Here is a 24,942-nt window from a genome sequence, read left to right on the forward strand (position 1 = left end):
GATGGGTGCTCCTTAGCGGCCAGCGCCGGCGTAAGGCAGGAGCGCCATTTCGCGCGCGTTCTTGATCGCCTTGGCGATCAGACGCTGCTCCTGCACCGAGACACCGGTGATACGACGGGCGCGGATCTTGCCGCGCTCCGAGATGAACTTGCGAAGCGTCGCGACATCCTTGTAGTCGATGACGCCGACGCGGATCGCCTTCGCGGGAGCGGCGTTCTTCGCGCCCTTCCGCGGCTTGCGGCGATCGCCGGTAGCCTTTCCAGCCATTGTTTTTCCTTAACGTTGTGTGGATGCCGAGGCATCCGAGATCTGTACGGTTTCCGAGCCGCGCGTGCGGATCAGAACGGCGTGTCGTCGCCGTAGGAGCCCGGAGCCGACCAGGCATCCGGAGCGGCGGAACCGGGGGTCGCCCACGGCTCCTCCTGCTGCACCTGCGGGCGCGCCTGCTGACCGCCGCCACCGCCGCCACCGCTCGAGGCGGCGCGGGTGACCTGGGCCGTCGCGTACCGCAGCGACGGGCCGATCTCGTCGACCTCCAGCTCGATCGCGGTGCGGTTCTGGCCCTCACGGTCCTGGTAGCTGCGCTGGCGCAGACGACCGGTCGCGACGACGCGCATCCCCTTCGTGAGGGAACCTGCGACGTGCTCGGCGAAGTCGCGCCAGACCGACGCGCGGAGGAACAGCGCTTCGCCGTCCTTCCACTCGTTCGCCTGACGGTCGAACGTGCGGGGCGTCGACGCGATCGTGAAGTTCGCGACGGGCAGGCCGTTCTGCGTGTACCGCAGCTCGGGGTCTGCCGTGAGGTTGCCCACGACGGTGATGACGGTTTCGCCGGCCATCGTCCGTTACGCCTTCGCTGCCTTGCGGGCGGCCTTGGCCTCGGCGCGCTCCTTCTCGGCGGCGACCTGAGCGATCGCCTCCTCGGCGCGGAGCACCTTGGTGCGCATGATCTGCTCGTTCAGCTTGAGCTGACGGTCGAGCTCCTGCGTGGCCTCGCTGGTCGCGGTGAAGTTGACGACGGCGTAGATGCCCTCGTTCTTCTTCTGGATCTCGTATGCCAGGCGGCGCTTGCCCCAGACGTCGACGTTCTCGATCGTGCCACCGTCACCGGTGATCACCTTGAGGAATCCGTCGAGCTTGGGGGCGACCTGACGCTCGTCGATCTCGGGGTCGAGGATGACCATGAGCTCGTACTGGTATGAGTGCGTCACTAACCCACCTCCTTCGGACTAGAACGGATGCCGGGCATTTCCCGGCATCAGGAGGGTTGATGCACGTGCCCGCCGCGCACGCCGGAGGGGCGCGGACAGACGGACAACCACAACAGTCTAGCGGATGCGGCGCCCGCGGCGCCGGAGGCGTCCGCCCACGTCGCCCACGCTCTCCATGAGCGGCAGGATCAGCAGCGTCATCGCGATCGCGACGACGGCGTCGAAGAACGCCTTCGGCCGTTCGGTCGCGTACAGCTTCTCGTCGCCGGTCTCGTCCGGTTCGCTGCCCCTGCGGCGATCGTAGTTTCCCGCGGGCATCGCGAACCAGCGCGGGGGTGCCGCTAGCGTGACGGCATGGATGCCAGGGCAACAGCCCCGACCCCAGCCCTCAGCCCCGCTGGGCCTGCTCCGCCCGCCAGGCCTCGCGGCGCTCGGCCTGCAGCGTCGGATCGGGGACGGGGAGCGAGGCGATGAGCCGGCGCGTGTAGTCGTCGTGCGGATTGCCGAGCACCTCGGCGGTCGGCCCCTCCTCGGCGATCCGGCCCTGGTGCAGCACGATCACGCGGTGCGCGAGCATGTCGACGACGGCCAGATCGTGCGTGATGAACAGCGTCGCGAACCCGAACCGGTCCTGCAGCTCGGCGAAGAGGTCGAGCACCCGCGCCTGCACCGACACGTCGAGGGCGCTCGTCGGCTCGTCAGCGACGAGCAGCTTCGGGTCGAGCGCCAGCGCACGCGCGAGCGACGCGCGCTGACGCTGCCCGCCCGACAGCTCGTGCGGGAAGCGGTCGCCATACGCTTTCGGCAGCTGCACCGCCTCGAGCAGCTCGTCGACCTTGTCCCGCGCGTCGGCCGCGCTCCGCGCCCCGCCGTGCACGATCAGCGGCTCGGCGACGCACTGCGCGATCGTCAGGAGCGGGTTGAAGCTCGTCGCCGGGTCTTGGAAGACGAACCCGAGGTCTTTGCGGCGTCGCCGGAACTGCCGCTCCCGCACCCCGTTCATCTCGGTGTCGAGCACCCGCAGCGACCCGCCGGCAACGGGCGTGAGGCCCGCGATCGCCCGCCCGATCGTCGTCTTGCCGGAGCCCGACTCGCCGACGAGCCCCAGCACCTCGCCGGGTCGGATCGAGAAGTCGATGCCCTGCACGGCGCGGAACGTCGGGCTGCCGAGCCGGCCGGGATACTCGATCACGAGACCCTTCGCCTCGACGACCGGCGTCGCCGTGGCATCCGCCGATGCGGGCAGCGGCCGGTCGACCAGCTGCACGCGCGGCACGGCGGCGAGCAGGCGCTTCGTGTACTCGTGCTGCGGCGCGGCGAACAGCTCGACGACGGGCGCCGTCTCGACGACCTCGCCGTTCAGCATGACCGCGACGCGGTCGGCGAGATCGGCGACGACGCCCATGTTGTGCGTGATGAGCACGATCGCCGTGCCGGTCTCGTCGCGAAGACGCCGCAGCAGGTGGAGGATCTCGGCCTGCACGGTGACATCGAGCGCGGTCGTCGGCTCGTCGGCCAGCAGCACCGACGGGCCGAGGGCGAGTGCCATCGCGATGACGATCCGCTGCTTCTGACCGCCGGAGAACTGGTGCGGGTAGTCGTCGACCCGCCGCGCGGGCTCGGGGATGCCGACCCGCTCGAGCATCTCGATCGCCTTCGCCCGCGCCTGCTTCTTCGAGTACGCGCCGTGCGCCCGCAGACCCTCGGCGAGCTGCCAGCCGACGGTGAACACGGGGTTCAGCGCCGTCGAGGGCTCCTGGAAGATCATCGCGGCCTTCGTGCCGCGGATCTCGCGCAGCCGCTCGCCCGACAGCCCGACGACCTCGGTCCCGTCGAGGATCACCGCGCCGCGCGTCGTCGCCGTCTCGGGCAGGAGCCCGAGGATCGACCGCGCGGTCACCGTCTTTCCGCTGCCCGATTCGCCGACGATCGCGAGCACCTCGCCCGGCCGCACGTCGAGCGAGACGTCCCGCACCGCGTGCACGTCGCCGCCGTCGATCGAGAAGGTGACGTCGAGATCGCGGATCTCGACGGCGAGGCCGCTGCCTGCATCCGGGGCCATCACTGCACCTCTCCCATGAACTCCTGCGCGGTCGGCTGGTGCCCCGCCACCGCGTCGGCGGGGGTCTGCGACGCCTTCGACCGGCGCCGCGCGCGCAGGCGCGGGTCGGCGAGGTCGTTGAGGCTCTCACCGATCAGCGTGATGCCGAGGATCGTCAGCACGATCGCGATGCCGGGCGGGATCGCCGTCCACCAGATGCCCGCCGCGACGTCGGAGATCGACTTGTTGAGATCGAACCCCCACTCGGCCGCGACGGTCGGCTGGATGCCGAAGCCGAGGAAGCCGAGCGCGGCGAGCGTCGCGATCGCCTCGGAGGCGTTGAGCGTCACGATGAGCGGCAGCGTGCGGGTGGAGTTGCGCAGCACGTGCCGGAACATGATGCGCGGCGTGGATGCCCCGATCACGCGCGCCGACTCGACGAACGCCTCGCTCTTGACCCGCACGACCTCAGCGCGGACGACGCGGAAGTACTGCGGGATGAAGACGACCGTGATGGATGCCGCGGCCGCCATGATCCCGGGCCAGAGGCCCGACTGGCCGTTGTTGATGGCGATGGCCACGACGATCGCGAGCAGCAGGGTCGGGAACGCGTAGATGGCATCCGCCACGACGACCAGCACGCGGTCGACCCAGCCACCGAGGTACCCCGAGACGAGACCGAGCACGATGCCGAGGACGACCGACATCGCGATCGCGACGACGACCACCATGAGCGCGGTCTGCGCACCCCAGATGACGCGCGAGAGCACGTCGTACCCGCCGACGGTCGTGCCGAGCGGATGCGCCGCGCTCGGCGGCTGCTGCGCGCCGAAGTTGGCGCCGTCGGCGCCGCTCAGCTGGCTGTAGCTGTAGGGCGCGATCCACGGGGCGAGGAGCGCGCACAGCAGGAAGATCCCGGTGAGCACGAGGCCCGCCACGAGCATGCCGCGCTGCAGACCCACGCTCTGGCGCAGCTGATGGATGACGGGGAGCCGCTCGAGCCTCGAGCGGTCGATCAGGCGGCGTTGCGCCATGTCAGTACCTCACTCGCGGGTCGATGAAGGCGGCGATGACATCCACCGCGAAGTTGGTGAGGGCGACGATGATCGCGATCATCGCGACGATGCCCTGCACCGCCACGAAGTCGCGCGCGGAGAGGTAGGCGGCGAGCTGGAAGCCGAGGCCCTTCCACTCGAACGTCGTCTCGGTGAGGACCGCGCCGCCGAGCATCAGCGCGATCTGCAGGCCGATCACGGTGATGATCGGGATGAGCGCGGGCTTGTAGGCGTGCGTGCGCACGAGGCGCCGCTCCCGCACACCCCGCGAACGCGCCGCGTCGATGTAGGGCATGTTGTAGGTGCCGATGACGTTCGTGCGCACGAGGCGCAGGAAGATGCCCGCGGTCAGCAGGCCCAGCGTCAGCGCGGGCAGGACCGCGTGCGAGAGGACATCCCACACGTAGTTCGGGTTGCCGCTGGCGATCGCGTCGATGAGATAGATGCCCGTGCCGCCGCCCCCGCGGTTCAGCGCGATCTCGGTGCGGGCGCTCGCCCGTCCCGACACCGGCAGCCAGCCGAGCCACACCGAGAAGACGAGCTTGGCGACGAGGCCCGCGAAGAAGACGGGCGTCGCGTAGAAGAGGATGGCGCTCACGCGCAGGATCGCGTCGGGCCACCGGTCGCGGAGCGCCGCGGCGACCATGCCGAGCGGGATGCCGACGATGAAGGCGACGACGAGCGAGTACACGACCAGCTCGAAAGTGGCCAGGCCGTAGGTCGCGATCACCTGCACGACCGGCTGCTTGTCGGTGATCGTGGTGCCGAAGTCGAAGCGGGCGATCTGCCCGAGGTACTCCAGGTACTGCACGAAGATGGGGCGGTCGTAGCCAGCTTCGTGGATGCGCTCGGCGAGCTGATCGGCCGGCAGGCGCCCGCCGAGGGCGGCGGTGATCGGGTCGCCCGTCATGCGGATGAGGAAGAACACCAGCGTGACGAGGATCAGGACGGTGGGGAAGATCAGCAGGAAGCGGAGCAGGATGTAGCGCCAGAGCTGGCCGCCGCTGCCGGGACGGCGGCGCGGCACCTCCATGGCGGGCGGCGGCTCGGCGACGAGAGCCGCCGCGGCATCGGTGGTCATGGGTGTTTACCTTACGTGCGACAGGGCGCGTCGACTCGCCGGGCGATGCCCGCTCGGCGACCGGGGGTGGACCCCACCGGTCGCCGAGCGAGCGAGTCGATACGCGGTGTTACTTCGTGATCGGCGCGAAGCGCAGCTTGAACGACGCGTCGAGCGTCACCCCGCTGACATCCGCTCCGGTCACGGCCACCTGTGCGCCCTGCAGCAGCGGCACCGTCGAGAGGTCGCCGGCGACGAGCTCCTGGATCTTCTCGATCTCCGCGGTCCGCTTCGCGGCATCCGGCTCGACCGCCTGCTGGAGGATCAGGTCGTTGACCTCCGGGTTGACGTAGTGGTTGCCGAGGAAGTTCTTCTCGAGGAAGAACGGCGTCAGGTAGTTGTCGGCGTCGGAGTAGTCCGGGAACCAGCCGAGCTGGTACGCGGGGTACACGTCGGCGGTGCGGTCCTTGGAGTACTGCACCCACTCGGTCGACTGCAGGTCGACGGTGAACAGGCCGTCCTTCTCGAGCTGCGACTTGACGAGCGCGTACTCGTCACCCGACGAGGGGCCGTAGTGGTCGGGGCTGTACTGCAGGCTGAGCTTGACGGGCGTCGTGACACCGGCGGCCTCGAGCGTGGCCTTCGCCTTCGCGGCATCCGGCGCGCCGTTGCCGTCGCCGTACAGGCCCTTCAGCGCGTCAGTCGCACCGGTGAAGCCCTCGGGCACGTAGGAGTAGAGCGGGGTGTAGGTGCCCTTGTAGACCTGGTCGCTGATCGCCTCGCGGTCGACGAGGTCGGCGACGGCCTGGCGGACGGCGAGCGCCTTGGCCGGGTCGGCCTCGGCGGTGGTCGCGCCGTACGGCTGAGTGTTGAAGTTGAAGACGATGTAGCGGATCTCGCCGCCGGGGCCGTCGACGACCTTCACATCGTCGTTGCCCTTCAGGTCGTCGACGTCGGTGGCCGACAGGCTGCGGTAGGCCACGTCGATGTCACCCTGCTGCACGGCGAGCTTCAGGTTCGACGACTCGGCGAAGTAGCTGAGGATGACGCCGGCGTTGACGGGCGCCGCGAGCAGGCCCTGGTAGTCCTCGTTCGGCGTGAACTCGACCGACTTGTTGAAGTCCCACGAGGTGATCTTGTACGGGCCGCCGAACGCGTCGGCGTCCACGATGTCCTGGTCGGGGGTGACCGCGTCGGCGGAGAAGACCTCTTCGTCGACGATCGCGCCCGGGAAGCTCGTCAGGATGAACGGGAACACCTGGTCGTTGGCCGTCTTGAGCTTGAAGACGACGGTCGTGTCGTCGGGGGTCTCGACGCTGTCGAGGTTGTACAGCAGGCTCGAGGCGCCGTTCGGGTCGGCGATCTTGAGGTTGCGGTCGAACGAGAACTTCACGTCGGACGACGTCAGGTCGTGTCCGTTGGCCCACTTGAGGCCCGCGGGGAGCTTCACGGTGTACTCGTTCGGCGCGGTGAACTCGGCCGACTCGGCGAGGTCGGGCACGACCTCGGTGGAGTTGTAGTCGGTGTTGACCAGGTACGGGAAGACCTGGGTCTGCACGGCGAGCGAGCCGTTGTCGTACGAACCGGCCGGGTCGAGGGTCGTGACCTTGTCGGTGGTGCCGACGATGATCGCCTCGCTCGACGAGTCGCCGGTGGCGTCCGACGAGCCGCCGCCGGCGCAGCCGGCGAGAAGGAGCGTGGCGACGCCGAGCGCCGACGCGGCGCCGACGAGGCGCGCGCGCGTGGAGTGATGCAGTGCCATGTGTTACCTCTGCTGTGTGAAGACGATCGCGACGGGACGCACGATCCGTTCCAGCTATCTTTCACCCGGCGCGGTCGGCGCGCGTGTCGCAGCGGGGTTTTGTAACGAGACTGAAACCGTGACGGATGTCACGCGCGCGTGGTGACGGGCGGGCGTGGCATCCCTCGGCCCGCGGCAGCAGAGCCGGGGAGGTGTCAGGTGCCTCGCCGGCGGTGTCAGGTGGCGGATGCCAGGCCGAAGGCCGCCAACTCGGCATCCGTCAGCATGCGGCTGCGGATGATGAACCGGTTGCCCGTCGGCCCCTCGACGCTGAATCCCGCGCCCCGCCCCGGCACGACGTCGATGGTCAGGTGGGTGTACCTCCAGTACTCGAACTGCGCGGCAGAGATGAAGACCTCGACGGCCCCGGTCCCTGGGCCCGTCGGAGGGAGGCCGATATCGAGGTCGCCGAGCTTCACGTCCGACGGCCCGGTGAGGAACATCCCCACCGGGTAACACATGGGGGCGCTGCCGTCGCAGCATCCGCCGGACTGGTGGAACATCAGCAGCCCGTGTTGCGCCGTCAGTTGGCGCAGCAGGGCCGCCGCAGCGTCGGTGACTGCGACCCTGCTGAGTGTGGTGGTCATGGATCGTCCTTCGATCGCCCGCGAGGGGTCGCGACACGCGGTGTGCACCCGGATGGATGCCGCGTGTCGCGACCCTTCACAGAAGGGGGTCGGCTTAGAAGAAGCCCATCGCGCCTTCGGCGTACGAGACGAGCAGGTTCTTCGTCTGCTGGTAGTGGTCGAGCATCTTCAGGTGGTTCTCGCGGCCGATGCCCGACTGCTTGTAGCCACCGAACGCGGCGTGCGCGGGGTACTGGTGGTAGGTGTTCGTCCACACGCGACCGGCCTCGATCGCGCGACCCGCACGGTAGGCGGTGTCGCCCGAGCGGCTCCACACACCGGCGCCGAGGCCGTAGAGCGTGTCGTTGGCGATGTCGATCGCGCCGCCGAAGTCATCGAACGACGTGACCGAGACGACCGGGCCGAAGATCTCCTCCTGGAAGATCCGCATGTTGTTCTGACCCTCGAACACCGTCGGCTGCACGTAGAAGCCCTCCGACAGGTCGCCGCCGAGGTCGACGCGCTCGCCACCGATCAGCACCTTCGCACCCTCGGCCTTGCCGATGTCGATGTAGCTCAGGATCTTCTCGAGCTGGTCGTTGGATGCCTGGGCGCCGATCATCGTCGCCGGGTCGAGCGGGTTGCCCTGGATGATCTTCGACACGCGGTCGACGCCGTCGCCGAGGAACTGGTCGTCGATCGAGCGCTGGATGAGCGCGCGGCTCGGGCAGGTGCAGACCTCACCGCCGTTGAGGGCGAAGAAGGTGAAGCCCTCGAGCGCCTTGTCGTAGTAGTCGTCCTTGGCGCGCGCGACGTCTTCGAAGAAGATGTTCGCGCTCTTGCCGCCGAGCTCGAGCGTCACCGGAATGAGGTTCTGCGACGCGTACTGCATGATCAGGCGACCGGTCGTCGTCTCACCCGTGAACGCGACCTTGCGGATGCGCTTGTGCTGCGCGAGCGGCGCGCCGGCCTCGATGCCGAACCCGTTGACGATGTTGACGACACCGGCCGGCAGCAGGTCGCCGATGATGTCGAAGAGGAACAGGATCGACGCCGGGGTCTGCTCGGCGGGCTTCAGCACGACGCAGTTTCCGGCCGCGAGGGCCGGCGCGAGCTTCCACGTGGCCATGAGGATCGGGAAGTTCCACGGGATGATCTGTCCGACGACGCCGAGCGGCTCGTGGAAGTGGTACGCGACGGTGTCTTCGTCGATCTGGCTCAGCGAGCCCTCCTGCGCACGCAGCACGCCGGCGAAGTAGCGGAAGTGGTCGACGACGAGCGGGATGTCGGCGGCGAGGGTCTCGCGCACGGGCTTGCCGTTGTCCCAGGTCTCGGCGACGGCGATGGCCTCGAGGTTCGCCTCGATGCGGTCGGCGATCTTGTTGAGGATGTTGGCGCGGTCGGTGGCCGTGGTCTTCTTCCACGACTCGAAGGCCTGCCACGCGACATCCACGGCACGGTCGATGTCTTCGACGGTGCCGCGGCCGACCTCGGTGAACGGCTTGCCGTTGACCGGCGAGATGTTCTCGAAGTAGCCGCCCTTGATGGGTTCGACGAACTCGCCGCCGATGTAGTGGCCGTAGCGGGGGCGGTAGTTCGCGACGGCGCCGCGCTGGCCGGGTGCCGCATAGACGCTCGAGACGCCCTCTTCGACGATGGTCATGTTGTCTCCTTCGACGCATGATCTCGCGGCATCCATCGCCGCGATTTCGGATGCGCCGAAGCTACCCCCCGCAACGTTGCATCAGGTTGCGGTGCTCGCGCGAGGGTCGGCGCGAGGGCGGGGCGGCGTCAGACGCGGGCGTCGACGGCGGCGGCGAGCGCGCGGAAGCGCGGATCGGATGCTAGGTCGTCGAGCAACACCGCGCGGCCGGCGCCGTCGGCGAGCGGGATCTGCCAGTTGGGGTACTCCGTGTCGGTTCCGGGCACGTTCTGGGCGCGTCGCTCGCCGACGGCGTCGACCAGCGCGACCCCGAGCAGCTGCGACGGGCTCTGGGCGATGAGCGCGTAGAGCGCCTCGATGACCTCGGCCTCGGTCGGCGCATCGCCGATCAGCCCGCGCTGCCGGAGCAGGTCGAGCATGGCGGTGCGCTCGGCGTCCGCGTCGGCGAGCTCCTCCTCGACGGGGCGGGTCAGCAGGCCCAGCCGGGCGCGGAGCGCCACGTGCTCGTCGGCGAGGTACCCGGCGGTCGGCGGCAGGTCGTGCGTGTTCACGGTCGCCAGGAGCGACCGGCGGTACTGCTCGGGCGGACGGAAGCCGTCGCCCTCGCGCTCGAACCACAGCACGCTGGTTCCGAGGATGCCGCGCGCCGACAGGTAGTCGCGCACCCACGGCTCCACGTTGCCGAGGTCTTCGCCGATCAGCACGGCGCCGGCGCGCTGCGCCTCGAGCATGAGCACGCCGATCATCGCCTCGTGGTCGTAGCGCACGTACGTGCCGGCGGCGGGTGAGAGGCCCTCGGGAATCCACCACAGCCGGAACAGCCCGATCACGTGATCGATCCGCAGCGCTCCGGCGTGCCGCAGGAGCGTCCGGATCATGTCGCGCAGCGGCGCATACCCGCTCGCGGCGAGCGCGGCGGGCAGCCACGGCGGCTGATTCCAGGTCTGGCCCTGCTGGTTGTACATGTCGGGCGGCGCGCCGACCGCGATCCCCTGGGCGTACATGTCGCGCAGCGACCAGGCATCCGACCCCAGGGGGTGGACGCCCACCGCGAGGTCGTGCATGACGCCGATGGCCATGCCGGATGCGTGGGCTGCGGCCTGCGCGCGTTCGAGCTGCTGATCGCAGATCCACTGCAGCCACACGTGGAACCGCACCCGATCGGCGAGCTGAGCGCGCAGCGTCTCGACGAGCGGCGAGTCGATGTCCCACGCCTCGGCGGGCCGCTCGGCGCCCTCGTAGTGCTCTTCGAGCGCGCACCAGAGGGCGAAGTCCTGCAGCGGCTGCCCCTCGCCCGCCGCGAACGCGTCGAGCTCGGCCTGCCGGCCGGCGCTCAGCGGCACGACGAAGATCGCGTCGAGCGCGACGCGCTTGGCCGCCCATACGGCGTCGCGGTCGATCCGGGTCGGGTCGTCGTTGGACGCGGCGACCGGCGTGCGCGCCGCCTCGACGACGGCGCGCTCGGTGGGGGTCAGGTAGGCGACCTCGCGGATGTCTTCGGGGCGCACGTACAGCGGTGCGATAAACCGGCGCGACGCGGGCCGGTACGGCGACGGCTCGATCGGGCTCGTGACATCGGCGGCGTGCACGGGGTTCACGAGCAGGAAGTCGGCACCCTCCCGCCCGGCGATCGCGGCGAGGTCGCCCAGGTCGGCGAAATCGCCCATGCCCCACGAGGCATGCGAGCGGACCGAGTACATCTGGGCCATGAGTCCCCACCCGCGGGAGCGGCCGCGGCGCGTCGGCGGGTCGGGCATGCGCTCGGGGGTGACGACCAGGCCTGCGTGGGCGGCCGCCGTCTCCTCCGCGGAGCCGAACGGCGTGAGGAAGGCGTGCACGGTGTGCCACCCGAGGGGGAAGTCGCCCGGCAGCGGCACCTCGATGCGCCACACGGTCACGCCGTCGACCTCTCGCGCGACGGGCTGCTGGTTCGGGATCGGCAGGTCGCGCCACGAGCCGTCCTCGAGGGCGACGACGAGGCGCACATCGTGCCCGTCGGGCACGTGCACCGGCAGCGGGCGGGCGCCGGGGCGCGAGACGAACGAGGGCGGCAGGAGCGCCCGCCACGGCGCGATGTCGGCCTCGGCGAGAGCGGCCGCGACCGCGGCATCCGTGCTCGTGTCGACGTGCATCGCGGTCAGCACCGCGCGCAGCGTCGGCGCGGGCACCTGCACGCGGTCGCCGAAGAACGACCAGTACTCCGTCGCGATGCCGTGCGCCTCGGCGAGCCGGGCGAGGTCGGGGGTGGGGCTGTCATCGGTCATGGATGCCTCCGTCCCCGCCATTCTGCCAGGAACCGCCGCGTCGCGGCACGGGCGCGGGACGGAAATAGTCGCGCCTCAGGCCTCGAGCTTCTCCAGGCGGGCGACGAGTCCGGCGCGGCGCGGCGAGCGCGCGGGCAGCATCTCGAGGGCGAGCCGCAGCACTTCCGCATCGTCCTGGCCGTCGGCGGTGTCGGCGTAGGCGAGGAGCACGTCGACGGATGCCTCGGTGAGGAGCGCCTCGCGCAGCGCCTGGCGCACCGACTCGCGGAACTCCTCGACGCCGGGCGCGGTCGAGTCCGGCAGCACCGGCCCGCGGTACGCCGAGAGGGCGACGCGGTGCGCGCCCCGGTCGAGCAGCGAGATGACCTGGTGCGCGTCGGTGTCGAGCGCGGCCTGCAGCCGGTACGGGCGCGAGGAGGGCACGAGGTGCGGGGCCGTCCGCTCGAGCACCTTCCGCAGCCGCACCATCTCGGGCCGGAGCGTGCCGTCACCGGCCCCCGGTCCGTAGACGAGCTCGGTGAGGCGATCGGCGGAGAGGCCCTGGCGATGGATCGCGAGCAGCAGCAGGATCTCGGCGTGCCGACCCGACAGCTCGGCGATCGTCTCGCCGCCCGCGCCGGTCACCTCCAGCAGTCCCCGATCGCGTCCGAGCACGCGCAGGGTCGCCGTCTCGGGCGCGCGCGGGGCCCGCGTCGCTCGTCGCGCGCCGCCGCGACGCACCGGGATCGGCGCCGCCGTCGCGGCGGCCCGAGCGCGCAGGCGCGCGACGAGCAGCTCGCCCTCGATCGCCCTCGCCGTGGCATCCACCAACAGCTGCGCCTGCGGCGTCGCCGCCTCGGCGTCGCCCGTCACGTCGATGACGCCGAGCAGGCGCCGGGTCTCGGGATCGTGCACCGGCGCCGCCATGCACGACCACGGAGCGACGTGCCGGTTGAAATGCTCGGCGCCGTGGATCTGCACCGACCGCCCGAGGGCGAGGGCGGTGCCGGGCGCGGACGTGCCGACGACCGCCTCCGACCAGTTCGCCCCGGCGACGAAGCCCATGGCGCCGGTCAGGTCGCGCACGCGCCGATCGCCCTCGACCCAGAGCAGCCGCCCCGCGGCGTCGCCGACGGCGACCACGACGCCCGCGTCGGCCTCGGGGTCGCCCCCGGGCAGCAGCAGGGCGCGGATCATGTCGATCGCGCCGGCGAGCGGATGCGCGCTGCGGTAGGCCTCGAGCTCCTCGGACGTCAGGTCGAGCGGCGGCGTGCCGTCGGGTCCGACGAGGTGGGCCAACGAGCGGCGCCACGAGTCCTGCACGAGCCCGCGCACCTGCCGCAGCCGCGGGTCGGCGTCATTCCCGCCGACGAACTCGTCGTGTGCGCGCTCGATCAGCAGGCGCGATGTCTCGGGCGAGACCTCGCGCCGCGACGACCATGGCGAGGGCACGGCGACTCCGATCGGCGCTGATGGGATGCCAGCGAGTCTAGGTGGGTCGCGTGACGATTGCAGGAGTTTCGTGGCGCGGGCGGCGCAGGCGGGGCGATTTCGAGCGGCCGGCGGCCGGATCTCCTGCATTCGTCACGCGACGGCGCGGCGAGCGCGGCGGTCGCGCGCGTACCGGTTAGGCGCGGGCGGTCCACCAGGCGCGCAGGCGCTCCTCGGCGGCATCCGGGCCGATGATCCCCTCGTCGAGGCGTAGGTCGAGCAGGAACCGGTACGCCGCACCGACCTCGCGACCCGGTCCGATGCCGAGGACCTCCTGGATGCGGTTGCCGTCGAGCTCGGGGCGGATCGCGTCGAGCTCCTCCTGCGCGGCGAGCTCGGCGATGCGCCGCTCGATGTCGTCGTAGGCCGCGCCGAGTCGCGCGGCCTTGCGGCGGTTGCGGGTCGTGACGTCGGCGCGGGTGAGGATGTGCAGCCGCTCGAGCTGATCCCCCGCGTCGCGCACGTAACGGCGGACGGCCGAGTCGGTCCAGGCGCCCTCCGAGTAGCCGAAGAAGCGCAGGTGCTGCTCGATCAGCTGGCTGACGGCGCCGATCGTGTCGGAGTCGAATCGCAGCGCCTGCAGGCGCTTGCGTGCCATCCGCGCGCCCTTGAGGTCGTGGTGGTGGAAGCTGACCCCGCCCCCCGGCTCGAGGGTGCGTGTCGCGGGCTTGCCGATGTCGTGCAGCAGCGCCGCGAGGCGCAGCGTCACGTCGGGGGCCTCGCCGGGGTGCCGCTCGTGCTCGAGGTCGATCGCCTGCCGCAGCACGGTCAGCGAGTGCTCGTAGACGTCCTTGTGGTGGTGGTGCTCGTCGATCTCGAGCCGGAGGGCCGGCACCTCGGGCACGATCTCGGCCATGAGTCCGGTGTCGACGAGCAGGCGGATGCCTCGCACCGGATCGTCGCTGGCGAGCAGCTTCACGAGCTCGCCCTGCACGCGCTCGGGGCTGACGATGCGGATCGACTCGCGCAGCCGCGCCATGGCCTCGACGGTGTCGGGGGCGACGTCGAACCCGAGCTGGCCGGCGAACCGCGCGGCCCGCAGCATCCGGAGCGGATCGTCGCCGAAGCTGACGTCGGGGTCGCCGGGCGTGCGCAGGACGCCGGCGATGAGGTCTTCGACCCCGCCGGTCGGGTCGACGAGCGCGGGCACCGGCAGGCGCAGGGCCATCGCGCCGACGGTGAAATCGCGTCGTGCGAGGTCGCCCTCGAGGGTGTCGCCGAAGGCGACGACGGGCTTGCGGGTGACGCCGTCGTAGCTGTCGGCGCGGTAGGTGGTGATCTCGACCTGCTCGAACGTGCCGTCCGGCCCCGGCACCTTCGCCCCGATCGTGCCGAACGCGCGGCCGATGTCCCAGGTGGCGGATGCCAGGGGCTTCACGATCCGCAGGGTCTCGTCGGGGCGCGCGTTGGTCGCGAAGTCGAGGTCGTTCACGGGGCGGCCGAGCAGGGCGTCGCGCACCGGGCCGCCGACGATCGCGAGCTCGAAGCCCGCCTCGGCGAAGGCGGCGCCCAGGCGCGCGACGATCGGCGAGGTCGCGAGCGCCCCCAGTCGGTCGAGGCCCGCGGCCATGTTGAGCATGGATTCCAGCGTACCCGGCGCCCGCGCGCGCCCGGAGTGGGGACAGCTCACGCGACCGGGCGCAGGAACCCCATCACGGCGAGCTCGCGCACGCGCGGCAGCAGGTCGACGCGGAGCGCCGCGGCATCCACCTCGAGCAGATCCGCGATCGCGTCGACGAGCACACCGACGGGCAGCTCGCCGTCGGATGCCCCGACGAGCGCGGCGAGCGCGGGGTCGACCTCGAGCGTGCGGGCGAAACCGCCGCCCTGGCGCAGTTCGATGACGCTCGGCGCCTCGGCCCCGGGCAGGTGGTGGCGCGCCTCGGTCACGTCGCCCGCGACCACGAGTCGCGCCGCGGCGAGCGCGTCGTCGTCGAGCGCGGACAGCGCATCGGATGCCTCGAGCGCGGCCGCCAGGTGTGCGCCGAGGCCGCCCTCACGCGCGCCGATGGGCTGCGTGAGCCGTTCGAAGCGGCGGAGCGCGGGCGCGTCGGCGCCCTCCGGCACGCGCCGCAGCAGCAGGTACCCGAACCCGACGGCGGTGACGCCGCGCGCGGCGAAGTCGGCGAGCCACGCCTGGACGAGCGCGCCGTAGCCGGGCGTTCCCGGCGCGGTGCCGCCGTCGCGCACCCACAGCTCGGCGTAGGCGAGCGGGTCGAGCTGCTCGCGCTCGACGATCCACGCGTCGAGCGGCACCGGCGAGGCATCCACCCACGCGCGCACCCGACCCAAGCCATCGGCGCCGTCGCGGTACTCCCAGTTGCCGAGCAGCTGCGCGGTGCCACCGGGCGCGAGCACCTCGCCGACACCGGTCACGAACGCGGCGACGAGGTCGTCGCCGGCGAGCCCCGCATCGCGGTACTCGTACTCGGGCACCCCGGCGACCCGCGGCGTGATGACGAACGGCGGGTTCGAGACGACGCGATCGAACACCTCGCCACGCACGGGCTCAAACAGGCTGCCGAGCCGCGTCTCGATGCCGTCGACGCCGTTCAACAGCGCGTTCAGGCGGGTGAAGGCGAGGGCGCGCTCCGACACGTCGGTCGCGACGACCCGTTCGGCGAACCGCCGCGCGCGCAACGCCTGGATGCCGCACCCGGTGCCCAGGTCGAGCACCCGCTCGGCGTGGGTCGGCAGCTGCAGCCCGGCGAGGGTGAGCGAGGCACCTCCGACACCGAGCACGTGCCCGATCGGCAGCGCCCCACCCAGGGCGGCCTCGTCGAGGTCGCTCGCGATCCACCACTGGCCTGTCCGTTCGCCGGTGTCATCTCCGGCGGCGGCACCGGCCCCGTCGTCGGCGAAGTCCTGCGGCCGCACGAGCGCGCGGGGCAGCACCTCGTCGCCGTCGATCTCGGCGAGCCCGAGCGCGGCGAGCCCGCCGGCGCCGGTGCGCACGAGCACGCGGTCGACGGATGCCCGTGACGTCGGCACGCCCAGGAACAGCAGTCGTGCGAGCACGGCCACCGCGTCGCGCGCGCCAGCAGCGGTGGGGTCGGGGGCGGGATCGGCGGCCGGATCCGGGTCGAGACGGGCGAGCGCGGTCAGCGCCGGACCGTGCAGTCCGTGCCCCACGGCCTCGTCGGCGAGCGGCCCCCACGCCTCGCGCACGGCGTCGGCGGTGTAGCCGGCGTCCGAGAGATCGGCGCGCAGCCGGGCGACGAGCGCCGGGTCGGGTTCGGGCGCGAGGTCACTGCTCACCGGGGCATCCCATCGTCGTCATTCGGGCACGTGCGGCCGCTCTCGGGGCGCGCACAGGGGTGTCACCCTAGAATCGCACCTGATCGTGCGGCATGGATCGCACCCGACCCGATTCGCGTCATGACCCCCAGCCTCTCCGCTTCTGTGCGCCACCGCCTGCGCCGACTCGTCGCCGCTCCGGCGATGCTCTCGGCACTGCTGACGCTCGCGCTGGCCGGCCCGGCCGCGGCGGCGCCGAGCGCATCGTCGCCAGCGACCGCGACCGCGACCACGGCCCCGGCCGCCACCGGCGACGCGTCGACGGTGACCTTCGCGGTCGCCCCGTCGGCGGACGGCGTCGTCACCGCGGGGCAGCCGCTCGCCGTGTCGGTGTCGGCGCGCAACGCGACGGGATCGACCGTGCCGGCGTCGTCGGTGCACCTCACCACGTCGACGCAGGCGCTCGCGACGCGGGCCGACGTGAAAGCGTGGCTCGCCGCACCGGCCGCCGACGCCGCACGCACCGAACTTGCGGTCGCCGACGGCGAGGTGCCCTCGATCGTTCCGCTCGGTGTCGGCAGCGCGACGCTCTCGCTCGATGCGACCGCCCTCGCCGCGCTCGCGCCCGGCGTCTACCCGCTGCGCGCCGACTACGGCAGCGGAGCGTCGACCACCACGGCCGTGAGCGTGTTCGTCGTGCCCGGCGACGCCGGCACCGGCGCCCTCGGGCTCGTCGCCCCCCTCACCGCACCCGCTCAGTCCACGGGCCTCCTCACGAGCACCGAGCTCGCCGAACTGACCGCACCGGACGGCGAGCTGCGCGCGCAGCTCGACGCCGTCTCCGGCACCGCCGCCATCCTCGCCGTCGACCCGGCGATCGTCGCCGCCATCCGTGTGCTCGGCACGTCTGCACCGGCGAGCGCCACCCGGTGGCTCGCCGATCTCCTGCAGCTGCCGAACTCGCGGTTCGCGCTGCAGTTCGGCGACGCCGACCTCGCCGCGCAGGTCGCCGCCGGCCAGTCGACGCCCCTCACGGTGTCGACCCTCGCCCCCTATCTCACCGAATCCGACTTCACCGGCATCACCCCCACCCCCGCTCCTTCCGGCTCCGCCGACCCCACCGCCGACCCGACGCCCGGCCCCACCGGCGACCCCGCCCCCACGCCCACCCCGACCGGCAACACCGGCACCGGCCCGACGCTGCCCACCCTCGCACAGCTCACCGACATCGGCGCCGGCACCGGCTCGGTGTTCTGGCCCGCCTCGGGCACCGCGACGGCCGATGTCGTCGCCGCCCTCGGCGCGCTCACCGTCGACGACATCGCCTCGATCACCCTCGTCGACTCCGAGACCGTCACCGGCTCCGAGACGCAGGCTGCCGCCGGCGCCCGAGGGACAGCGAACGGCGCCCAGGTGCTCGTCTACGACGCGGATGCCTCGCGCGCACTCGCCACGGCCGCCGCCACCGACACGCCCCTCACCCGCGCCGAGGCGCTGGCCGAGGCATCCGCCTACGCCGCCCTCGCCGTCGCGGCCGACCCGAGCGCTCCCCTCCTCGTCGCGCTTGACCGGCCGAGCGAGGTCACGGGAGCGGGCGCCCGCGCCGCCGTCGTCGCGGGGACGCATCTCGCCGGCCGTGCCGCGACCGACCTCGCCACGCTCACCGCCGCCCCCGCCGCGACGCTCTCGATCGCCGGTGGCGAGGTGCCCACCGACCGCGCCGCCGTCCTCACGGCGCTCCTCGCCGGTGAGGACGAGCTGACCGACTTCGCGACGATCCTCGCCGACCCCGCGCTCATCACCGCACGCGAGCGCGCGTCGATCCTGCAGCTCCTCGGCAACGGCTGGCGCGCCCAGCCGGCGCAGGCCGCGACCGCCCTCGAGGCCCACCGCACTCAGACGCAGGAGACGCTCGAGGCGGTGGCGGTCGTGCCGCCGAGCGACATCACACTCGCCGCGACGAGCGCGCCGCTCACCTTCTCGGTGCGCAACGACCTGCCGTGGCCGGTCTCGCTGCGCCTCATCGCCACCCCGAACGACCCGCGGCTCGTCGTGCAGAACACGACCGAGGTCGAAGCCGGGCCCGAACAGAACACGCGCGTGCAGGTGCCCGTGGAGGCGCGGGTCGGCAGCGGCGAGTCGACGCTCTCCCTGCAGCTGCGGAGCCCGGCGATGGTCGCGATCGGCGACACGGTCCCCGTGCACGTGACGGTGCGCGCCGAGTGGGAGTCGGTGGGGCTCATCGTGATGGCGACCCTCGTCGGCGCGATGATCGTGATCGGCATCGTGCGCACGGTGCGCAAGATGCGCCGCCGCAAGGAGGACTCGGATGGCTAGTCTCGGTCGCGCCAGCGCCATCATCGCGGGGGGAACGCTGGTCTCGCGACTGACGGGTCTCGTCCGCTCGATCCTGCTCGTCGCGGTGATCGGCTCGTACATGAGCCGGCCGGCGGATGCCTTCGCGATCGCCGCGACGCTGCCGACGAACGTCTACGAGCTGCTCGCGGCCGGTGTGATCACGGGCATCATCGTGCCGCAGATCGTGAAGGCCGCCGCGCACTCCGACGGGGGATCGCGGTTCGTCTCGAAGCTGCTCACCCTCGGGACGGTCGTGCTCGTCGGGGCGACCGCGGTCGTCATGGCGCTCGCGCCCGTGCTGATCTGGATGTACGCCGCGACGTACCCTCCGGAGCAGCACGCGCTGGCCGTCGCCTTCGCGTACTGGCTGCTGCCGCAGCTGCTGTTCTACGGTCTCTACGCCCTGCTCGGTGAAGCGCTGAACGCGAGACGGGTGTTCGGGCCGTACAGCTGGGCTCCCACGGTCAACAACCTCGTCTCGATCGCCGGCTTCACGATCTTCCTCGTGGTCTTCGGTGGCCCGCACACGCAGATCTCCGACTGGACGCCCACGATGATCGCGCTTCTCGGCGGCACCGCGACGCTCGGCATCGCGCTGCAGACCGTCGTGCTGCTGTTCTTCTGGAAGCGCACGAAGCTGCGGATCCGGCCCGATTTCGGCTGGCGCGGCATCGGTCTCCGCCACATCGGCACGCTCGCGTGGTGGACGTTCCTCGCCGTCGTCGTCGGCCAGCTCGCCTACATCGTGCAGACGCAGGTCGTGAGCGCGGCGTCGGGCAAAGCGAGCACCGCGGTGATGGGCTACGCCTGGCTGATCTTCATGCTGCCGCACTCGATCGTCGCGATGTCGATCTCCACCACGTACTTCACGCGGCTCGCGGAGGAGGTCTCCGAGGGCCGGCTCGACGCGGTCGGCCCAAATCTCGACGAGTCGATCCGGGCGATCTCGGTGTTCGGGTTCGGTTTCACGGCGGCGATCGCCGCGGCCTCCGTACCCCTCTCCCGCGTCTTCAGCAACACCACCGACGGCGCCGTCGCGACCGCGTGGGTCGTCTGCGCCTACCTGGTCGCCCTCGTGCCGTTCGGGGTGCTCATGGTGATCCGCCGGGCGTTCTTCGCGTTCCAAGACACCCGCACGCCGTTCTTCTTCGGCGTCACCCAGGCCGCGCTCACCGCGCTCGGCGCGCTGCTCGCCCTCGCGGCCGTCGCCCTCGACCTCCTGCCGCTGGCTTTCCTCGCGGTCGGCGTCGCGCTCACGCAGTCGCTCGCGACGTTCGTGCAGCTGCCGCTCGCGGTGCGCCTGCTGCGGCGGCACACCGACACCGGAGCGCTCCGGAGCACCTGGCGGGCTCTCGGCCGGTTCGCCGTCGCGGCGGTGCCCGCGTTCGCCGCCGGCTGGGCGACGTTCCTCCTCCTCGGCGGGACGGACGGCTGGGCGGCCAGCGACAAGCTCCTCGGCGCGATCGGCGCTGCCCTCGTGGGCGGCGTCACGCTGCTCGTCTACGTCGCCGCGCTCGCGGTGCTGCGCGCGCCCGAGCTCGCCATCGCGACCCGCACGGTCCGCCGCCTGCTCGGACGCTGACCGCCCCGCTGACGGGCGCCGACACCCTTCCGCCCACACGCCCGTGGAATGCCCCGCGGCTACCATGGGTTGAATGCGCTGGGGCCCGCCACCGGGCATCCGCAGATGAAGGGGAAGCACGTGCGACAGGTCATCATCATCGGCTCCGGACCCGCGGGGTTCACCGCCGCCATCTACGCGGCGCGCGCGAACCTCAACCCCTTGCTGATCGCGAGCTCCGTCGAAGCCGGCGGCGAACTGATGAACACCACCGAGGTGGAGAACTTCCCCGGCTTCCCCGAGGGCATCATGGGCCCCGACCTCATGGCGAAGATGCAGGAGCAAGCCGAGAAGTTCGGCACCGAGGTGCTCTACGACGACGTCACCGCGCTCGACCTGACCGGTCGGACGAAGACGGTGACGCTCGGCAGCGGCGCGGTGCACGAGGCGCATGCCGTGGTGTTCGCCACCGGGTCGGCGCCGCGCAAGATCGGCGTCGCCGGCGAGCAGCGCCTGTCGGGCCACGGCGTGTCGTACTGCGCGACCTGCGACGGATTCTTCTTCCGCGAGCAGGAGATCGCCGTCGTCGGCGGCGGCGACTCGGCCATGGAGGAGGCGACCTTCCTCACCAAGTTCGCCTCGAAGGTCTACGTGATCCACCGCCGCGACGAGCTGCGCGCGTCGAAGATCATGCAGGACCGCGCGTTCGCCAACGAGAAGATCGAGTTCGTCTGGAACAGCGAGGTCGTCGACGTGGTCGGCGACGACGCGGTGACGGGCCTGCTGCTGCGCGACACCGTCGACGGATCCACCCGGGAACTCCCGGTCACGGGCGTTTTCGTCGCGATCGGCAACGACCCGCGCACGCACCTCGTGCACGACCAGCTCGACATCACCGAGCACGGCACCGTGTGGGTCGACGGGCGCTCGTCGCGCACCTCGGTCCCTGGCGTGTTCGCTGCCGGCGACGTCGTCGACCCGACCTACCGCCAGGCCGTCACCGCCGCCGGCAGCGGCGCGATCGCCGCGCTCGACGTGGAGCACTACCTCGCCGCTCTGGGCGACGCCGGTGCCCCCGCTCCGGATGCCTCGGAGATCGACCACCTCACCGACGCCGACGGCGACGCGGACACCGCCACGGCCTGACCGGGCCTCGCGGAACAATCCCGCGCGCATCCCTGTTGTAGCGATTACCGCTTCTGTAAGGAGAAGAACATGACTGCGAAGGCCACGAGCGAGAGCAGCTGGCAGCAGGACGTCATCGACGCCGACGGTCCCGTGCTGGTCGACTTCTGGGCCGCCTGGTGCGGACCGTGTCGCATGGTGGGCCCGATCCTCGACGAGATCCAGAGCGAGAACGGCGACAAGCTCACCGTCCTGAAGCTCAACGTCGATGAGAACCCGAACCTCGCCATGGAGTACCAGATCACCTCGATCCCGGCGATGAAGGTGTTCAACAGGGGTCAGGTCGAGAAGACGATCATCGGCGCCAAGCCGAAGTTCGCGCTCGAGCAGGACCTCGCCGCCTACATCGGCTGACGATCCGCCTCTCTGCACCGCACAGGTGCGCGTGGAGCGCTGTTACGACGCCTCCACGCGCACCGACGCATCCCACGTGCGGTGCGGCTCGCTGCCGAGCAGCCGCCACACCGCGCGCGTGAGCGCCGGGTAGTCGAGCGAGATCTGCCGCAGCACGCGGTAGTTGCGCGCGACCGTCGGCCGGTTGCCGCCGTCGGCGGCGATGTTCTCCGCACGCAGGGTCAGCACGACGAGTTCATCGACCGTCGGCAGGTCCTCCATGAAGTCCCACGGGTCTTCGCCGTCGCGGATGCGCTCCTCGATGAGCACCGACAGCTCATCGGATGCCTCCGCGCGCAGCAGCTCGAGGCTGGCGCGTCGGGGCAGGGCGGGGCGGTCGGTCACCCCTCAAGCCTACGTCGGCTCGCGCCGGTCAGAGCGCGCCGTACTCCGTTTCGCCAAGTTCGGCGAGGATCCGGTTGAGATCCTGGATCGTGGCGAAATCAATGTTGATCTGCCCTTTTCTTGCGGTGAGTGAGATCTTGACTTTCGTGTTGAGCCGGTCGCCGAGCCGCTCCGCCACGTCGTCGAGGTGGGCGCGACGGGCGCCGGCCTTCGGGCGCAGGGCGCGGTGGTCACCGGCATCCGCGGTCTTCGCGGCCGCCTCGGCGGCGCGCACGGAGAGGTCTTCGTTGACGATCTTGTCGGCCAGGCGCTGCATCGACGTCGCGTCGTCGAGCGAGAGGATCGCGCGCGCGTGCCCGGCGCTCAGCACCCCCGCCGCGACGCGCTGCTGCACCGGGACGGGCAGCTTGAGCAGGCGGATCGTGTTGCTGATCTGCGGACGCGACCGGCCGATGCGGGTCGCGAGCTGCTCCTGGGTGATGCCGAAGTCGTCGAGCAGCTGCTGGTAGGCCGACGCCTCTTCGAGCGGGTTCAGCTGCGAGCGGTGCAGGTTCTCGAGCAGCGCATCGCGCAGGAGGTCTTCATCGGCGGTGTCGCGGACGATCGCCGGAATCGAGGTGAGACCCGCCTCCCGTGCGGCGCGCGTGCGCCGCTCGCCCATGATCAGCTCGTAGGCGCCGTCCTCGTTGGTGCGGACGACGACCGGCTGGAGCACACCGAACTCGCGGATGCTGTGCACGAGCTCGGCGAGGTCGTCGGGGTCGAAGTTCGTCCGCGGCTGCCGAGGGTTCGGCACGATCTCGTTCGGGTCGACGGAGACGAGCCGCGCCCCGGGAACCGCGACGAGGTCGGCGGTCGCGGCCTCCGTGGCATCCGTGGCATCCGGGGCATCTGTCGCATCCACGACGTCCGTGGCACCCGCCCTGGTGCGGGCGGTCGACGAAGCGCCCGGGAAGAAGACGTCGACGGGCCGCGCCTCGGCGCTCTCAGTGGTCGGGATCAGCGCGCCGATCCCCCGGCCCAGTCCGGTTCGCTTCGCCATCAGAGTGCTCCCTCTTTCGTTGCCGACTGCTGTCGATGCACCAGTTCCACCGCGGCCTCGCGGTACGAGACCGCGCCGACCGACTGTCCGTCGTACGCGATGACCGTCTGTCCGAAGCTCGGCGCCTCCGACACGCGCACCGAGCGCGGGATGACGGTGTGCAGCACCTCGTTCGGGAAGTGCGCGCGCACTTCGTCGGCGACCTGCTGTGCGAGGCGTGTGCGCCCGTCGTACATGGTGAGCAGGATCGTCGACAGGTGCAGCGCCGGATTCAGGTGCTTCTGGATCATCCGGATGCTCCCGAGCAGCTGGCTGAGACCCTCGAGCGCGTAATACTCGCACTGGATCGGGATCATCAGCTCGCCGGCGGCCGTGAAGGCGTTGATCGTGAGCAGCCCGAGCGACGGTGGGCAGTCGATGAGCACGAAGTCGAGTCGATCTTCGGTGGTCGCGAGGTACTCCTCCAGCGCGGTGCGCAGGCGATGCTCGCGCGCGACCTGCGAGACCAGCTCGATCTCCGCGCCGGCCAGGTGGATGGTGCTGGGCGCGCAGAAGAGGTTCGGCGACTCCGGGCTCGTCTGGATGATGTCGGCGAGTGGGAACTCGTCGATCAGCACGTCATAGATGCTGGGGATGTCGGCGGTGTGCGGCACACCGAGCGCCGTGGAGGCGTTCCCCTGCGGGTCGAGGTCGATCACCAGCACGCGTGCACCGAGGGATGCCAGGGCGGCAGCCATGTTCACGGTCGTGGTGGTCTTTCCCACGCCGCCCTTCTGATTGGAGATCGTCAGAACGCGGGTGTCGCCGGTGAAATCGAACGAGATGCCCTCGAGCGCCTTGCGGCGCGAGGTGAGATCGGCCAGTTCACGGGCGATGGGACTGTCGTCGAGAGAGAGGGGTGCGGGAGAGGTCGCTTTCTCCGATTCCGGCACCATCAACTCCTGTCTTTCGCCAACCACTCCACTGTAGTCGAGACCACCCCCACCAGTTCACGCGATGTTTCACGTGAAACATCAGGACTGCGGCCCCTCGCGATGTTTCACGTGAAACATCCGGTCAGCGCGTGCGCGTCGCCCGGACCACGCGCGTCGGCTCGGCGATCACGCCGTCACCGACCATCTCGACGCGAATGTCGTCGAGGCCGTACTTCCTGATCTGCTTTGCGGCGGCGTCGATCTCGTTGGCCGCGTTCGCGCCCTTCAACAGGACCAACTCACCCCCCACGCGCACGAGCGGCGCCGTCAGGGGGATCAGCGTCTTCAAGGCGCTCACCGCGCGTGCGGTCACGGCGTCGAGCACCGCACCCTCGGTCCACTCCTCGCCGCGAGCGCGCACGATCTCGACGTTGTCCAGCCCCAGGGCATCCTTCTGCTCCTGCAACCAGGTCACACGCCGTTCCATCGGTTCGATCAGCACCCACTGAACGTCGGGGCGCGCGATCGCCAGCACGATTCCGGGCAGTCCCGCACCCGATCCCACGTCGCCCACACGCGCACCGGACGCGAACAGCTGAGCGGCGACGGCGGAGTTCAGGATGTGTCGCGACCAGAGTCGCGCCGGTTCGAGCGGACCGATCAGCCCGCGCTCCTCACCGTGCTCGCCCAGCGCCGCCGTGAACCGGCGGGCGCGTTCGAGGTTCTCTCCGAAGACGGCGGAGGCCTCGGTGGGCTCAGTCTCGATCATGGCGATG

Annotated in this window: 22 protein-coding genes; 4 read left to right on the plus strand and 18 right to left on the minus strand. The window is 71.1% G+C overall.

Annotated elements, in window-relative coordinates:
- Window positions 1-12: 12 nt before the first annotated feature.
- From rpsR to LOK55_RS09795, 14 genes are all read right to left on the minus strand, one after another.
- A complete protein-coding gene (rpsR, locus tag LOK55_RS09730) occupies window positions 13-267 on the minus strand; it encodes a 30S ribosomal protein S18 (RefSeq protein WP_005054609.1) in 255 nt (84 codons plus the stop codon).
- A gap of 71 nt (window positions 268-338) precedes the next feature.
- Window positions 339-839, minus strand: a complete 501-nt coding sequence (locus LOK55_RS09735; protein ID WP_229935221.1) for a single-stranded DNA-binding protein — start codon at window positions 837-839, stop codon at window positions 339-341.
- A gap of 6 nt (window positions 840-845) precedes the next feature.
- Window positions 846-1,184, minus strand: a complete 339-nt coding sequence (rpsF, locus tag LOK55_RS09740) for a 30S ribosomal protein S6 (protein WP_206693945.1) — start codon at window positions 1,182-1,184, stop codon at window positions 846-848.
- A gap of 144 nt (window positions 1,185-1,328) precedes the next feature.
- The gene (locus LOK55_RS09745; protein ID WP_229935222.1) at window positions 1,329-1,529 is read right to left on the minus strand and encodes a DUF1211 domain-containing protein; all 201 of its coding nucleotides are present in this window, start codon (window positions 1,527-1,529) and stop codon (window positions 1,329-1,331) included.
- Between the two features lie 70 nt (window positions 1,530-1,599).
- Entirely contained in the window at window positions 1,600-3,273 is a 1,674-nt protein-coding gene (locus LOK55_RS09750) for an ABC transporter ATP-binding protein (protein ID WP_229935223.1), read from the minus strand.
- Window positions 3,273-4,286, minus strand: a complete 1,014-nt coding sequence (locus tag LOK55_RS09755; protein ID WP_229935224.1) for an ABC transporter permease — start codon at window positions 4,284-4,286, stop codon at window positions 3,273-3,275. Before LOK55_RS09755 ends, LOK55_RS09750 begins: the two co-directional genes overlap by 1 nt.
- 1 nt (window position 4,287) lies before the next feature.
- On the minus strand, window positions 4,288-5,388 hold the full coding sequence (locus LOK55_RS09760; RefSeq protein WP_229935225.1) for an ABC transporter permease: 1,101 nt from the start codon (window positions 5,386-5,388) through the stop codon (window positions 4,288-4,290).
- A gap of 109 nt (window positions 5,389-5,497) precedes the next feature.
- Window positions 5,498-7,129, minus strand: coding sequence for an ABC transporter substrate-binding protein (locus tag LOK55_RS09765; protein ID WP_229935226.1), 1,632 nt, complete (start codon window positions 7,127-7,129; stop codon window positions 5,498-5,500).
- 215 nt (window positions 7,130-7,344) lie between these two features.
- Window positions 7,345-7,755, minus strand: coding sequence for a DUF779 domain-containing protein (locus tag LOK55_RS09770; RefSeq protein ID WP_229935227.1), 411 nt, complete (start codon window positions 7,753-7,755; stop codon window positions 7,345-7,347).
- A gap of 94 nt (window positions 7,756-7,849) precedes the next feature.
- Entirely contained in the window at window positions 7,850-9,397 is a 1,548-nt protein-coding gene (locus tag LOK55_RS09775) for an aldehyde dehydrogenase family protein (RefSeq protein WP_229935228.1), read from the minus strand.
- A gap of 128 nt (window positions 9,398-9,525) precedes the next feature.
- The gene (gene malQ, locus LOK55_RS09780) at window positions 9,526-11,661 is read right to left on the minus strand and encodes a 4-alpha-glucanotransferase (protein WP_229935229.1); all 2,136 of its coding nucleotides are present in this window, start codon (window positions 11,659-11,661) and stop codon (window positions 9,526-9,528) included.
- Window positions 11,662-11,736: 75 nt separating this feature from the next.
- Complete coding sequence (locus LOK55_RS09785; protein WP_229935230.1) at window positions 11,737-13,092, minus strand: helix-turn-helix domain-containing protein; 1,356 nt, start codon at window positions 13,090-13,092, stop codon at window positions 11,737-11,739.
- 175 nt (window positions 13,093-13,267) lie between these two features.
- Window positions 13,268-14,710: a CCA tRNA nucleotidyltransferase gene (locus LOK55_RS09790; protein WP_229935231.1), complete on the minus strand. Its 1,443-nt coding sequence runs from the start codon at window positions 14,708-14,710 to the stop codon at window positions 13,268-13,270.
- Window positions 14,711-14,757: 47 nt separating this feature from the next.
- A complete protein-coding gene (locus LOK55_RS09795) occupies window positions 14,758-16,389 on the minus strand; it encodes a methyltransferase (RefSeq protein WP_229935232.1) in 1,632 nt (543 codons plus the stop codon).
- A 120-nt stretch (window positions 16,390-16,509) separates the two neighbouring features.
- On the opposite strand from LOK55_RS09795, the gene LOK55_RS09800 reads away from it, so the two are divergent.
- The 4 genes from LOK55_RS09800 to trxA all read left to right on the plus strand — a co-directional run bounded on the left by LOK55_RS09800 (window position 16,510) and on the right by trxA (window position 21,826).
- Window positions 16,510-18,705, plus strand: coding sequence for a DUF6049 family protein (locus tag LOK55_RS09800; protein WP_229935233.1), 2,196 nt, complete (start codon window positions 16,510-16,512; stop codon window positions 18,703-18,705).
- Entirely contained in the window at window positions 18,698-20,308 is a 1,611-nt protein-coding gene (gene murJ, locus LOK55_RS09805; protein ID WP_229935234.1) for a murein biosynthesis integral membrane protein MurJ, read from the plus strand. Before LOK55_RS09800 ends, murJ begins: the two co-directional genes overlap by 8 nt.
- 120 nt (window positions 20,309-20,428) lie before the next feature.
- Entirely contained in the window at window positions 20,429-21,433 is a 1,005-nt protein-coding gene (gene trxB, locus LOK55_RS09810) for a thioredoxin-disulfide reductase (protein WP_229935235.1), read from the plus strand.
- A gap of 69 nt (window positions 21,434-21,502) precedes the next feature.
- Window positions 21,503-21,826, plus strand: a complete 324-nt coding sequence (trxA, locus tag LOK55_RS09815; RefSeq protein ID WP_141379415.1) for a thioredoxin — start codon at window positions 21,503-21,505, stop codon at window positions 21,824-21,826.
- Window positions 21,827-21,868: 42 nt separating this feature from the next.
- Here the strand turns inward: trxA and LOK55_RS09820 are convergent, their stop codons facing one another.
- The 4 genes from LOK55_RS09820 to rsmG all read right to left on the minus strand — a co-directional run bounded on the left by LOK55_RS09820 (window position 21,869) and on the right by rsmG (window position 24,935).
- A complete protein-coding gene (locus LOK55_RS09820) occupies window positions 21,869-22,210 on the minus strand; it encodes a tryptophan synthase subunit alpha (protein ID WP_196323123.1) in 342 nt (113 codons plus the stop codon).
- 28 nt (window positions 22,211-22,238) lie between these two features.
- On the minus strand, window positions 22,239-23,252 hold the full coding sequence (locus tag LOK55_RS09825; protein ID WP_229935236.1) for a ParB/RepB/Spo0J family partition protein: 1,014 nt from the start codon (window positions 23,250-23,252) through the stop codon (window positions 22,239-22,241).
- Window positions 23,252-24,184, minus strand: a complete 933-nt coding sequence (locus LOK55_RS09830; protein WP_229935237.1) for a ParA family protein — start codon at window positions 24,182-24,184, stop codon at window positions 23,252-23,254. The genes LOK55_RS09825 and LOK55_RS09830 overlap by 1 nt, the downstream gene beginning before the upstream one ends.
- Window positions 24,185-24,308: 124 nt before the next feature.
- Window positions 24,309-24,935, minus strand: a complete 627-nt coding sequence (gene rsmG / locus LOK55_RS09835; protein ID WP_229935238.1) for a 16S rRNA (guanine(527)-N(7))-methyltransferase RsmG — start codon at window positions 24,933-24,935, stop codon at window positions 24,309-24,311.
- Window positions 24,936-24,942 lie beyond the last annotated feature (7 nt).

Source organism: Microbacterium sp. F2E (genome assembly GCF_020905435.1).
Classification (GTDB): Bacteria; Actinomycetota; Actinomycetes; order Actinomycetales; family Microbacteriaceae; genus Microbacterium; species Microbacterium lacticum.

Bases quoted from the DNA above. Each gene is read 5' to 3' on its own strand.
- rpsR (WP_005054609.1), bottom strand. From the start codon at position 267: ATGGCTGGAAAGGCTACCGGCGATCGCCGCAAGCCGCGGAAGGGCGCG.
- LOK55_RS09735 (WP_229935221.1), bottom strand. From the start codon at position 839: ATGGCCGGCGAAACCGTCATCACCGTCGTGGGCAACCTCACGGCAGAC.
- rpsF (WP_206693945.1), bottom strand. From the start codon at position 1,184: ATGGTCATCCTCGACCCCGAGATCGACGAGCGTCAGGTCGCCCCCAAG.
- LOK55_RS09745 (WP_229935222.1), bottom strand. From the start codon at position 1,529: ATGCCCGCGGGAAACTACGATCGCCGCAGGGGCAGCGAACCGGACGAG.
- LOK55_RS09750 (WP_229935223.1), bottom strand. From the start codon at position 3,273: ATGGCCCCGGATGCAGGCAGCGGCCTCGCCGTCGAGATCCGCGATCTC.
- LOK55_RS09755 (WP_229935224.1), bottom strand. From the start codon at position 4,286: ATGGCGCAACGCCGCCTGATCGACCGCTCGAGGCTCGAGCGGCTCCCC.
- LOK55_RS09760 (WP_229935225.1), bottom strand. From the start codon at position 5,388: ATGACCACCGATGCCGCGGCGGCTCTCGTCGCCGAGCCGCCGCCCGCC.
- LOK55_RS09765 (WP_229935226.1), bottom strand. From the start codon at position 7,129: ATGGCACTGCATCACTCCACGCGCGCGCGCCTCGTCGGCGCCGCGTCG.
- LOK55_RS09770 (WP_229935227.1), bottom strand. From the start codon at position 7,755: ATGACCACCACACTCAGCAGGGTCGCAGTCACCGACGCTGCGGCGGCC.
- LOK55_RS09775 (WP_229935228.1), bottom strand. From the start codon at position 9,397: ATGACCATCGTCGAAGAGGGCGTCTCGAGCGTCTATGCGGCACCCGGC.
- malQ (WP_229935229.1), bottom strand. From the start codon at position 11,661: ATGACCGATGACAGCCCCACCCCCGACCTCGCCCGGCTCGCCGAGGCG.
- LOK55_RS09790 (WP_229935231.1), bottom strand. From the start codon at position 14,710: ATGCTCAACATGGCCGCGGGCCTCGACCGACTGGGGGCGCTCGCGACC.
- LOK55_RS09800 (WP_229935233.1), top strand. From the start codon at position 16,510: ATGACCCCCAGCCTCTCCGCTTCTGTGCGCCACCGCCTGCGCCGACTC.
- murJ (WP_229935234.1), top strand. From the start codon at position 18,698: ATGGCTAGTCTCGGTCGCGCCAGCGCCATCATCGCGGGGGGAACGCTG.
- trxA (WP_141379415.1), top strand. From the start codon at position 21,503: ATGACTGCGAAGGCCACGAGCGAGAGCAGCTGGCAGCAGGACGTCATC.
- LOK55_RS09825 (WP_229935236.1), bottom strand. From the start codon at position 23,252: ATGGCGAAGCGAACCGGACTGGGCCGGGGGATCGGCGCGCTGATCCCG.
- rsmG (WP_229935238.1), bottom strand. From the start codon at position 24,935: ATGATCGAGACTGAGCCCACCGAGGCCTCCGCCGTCTTCGGAGAGAAC.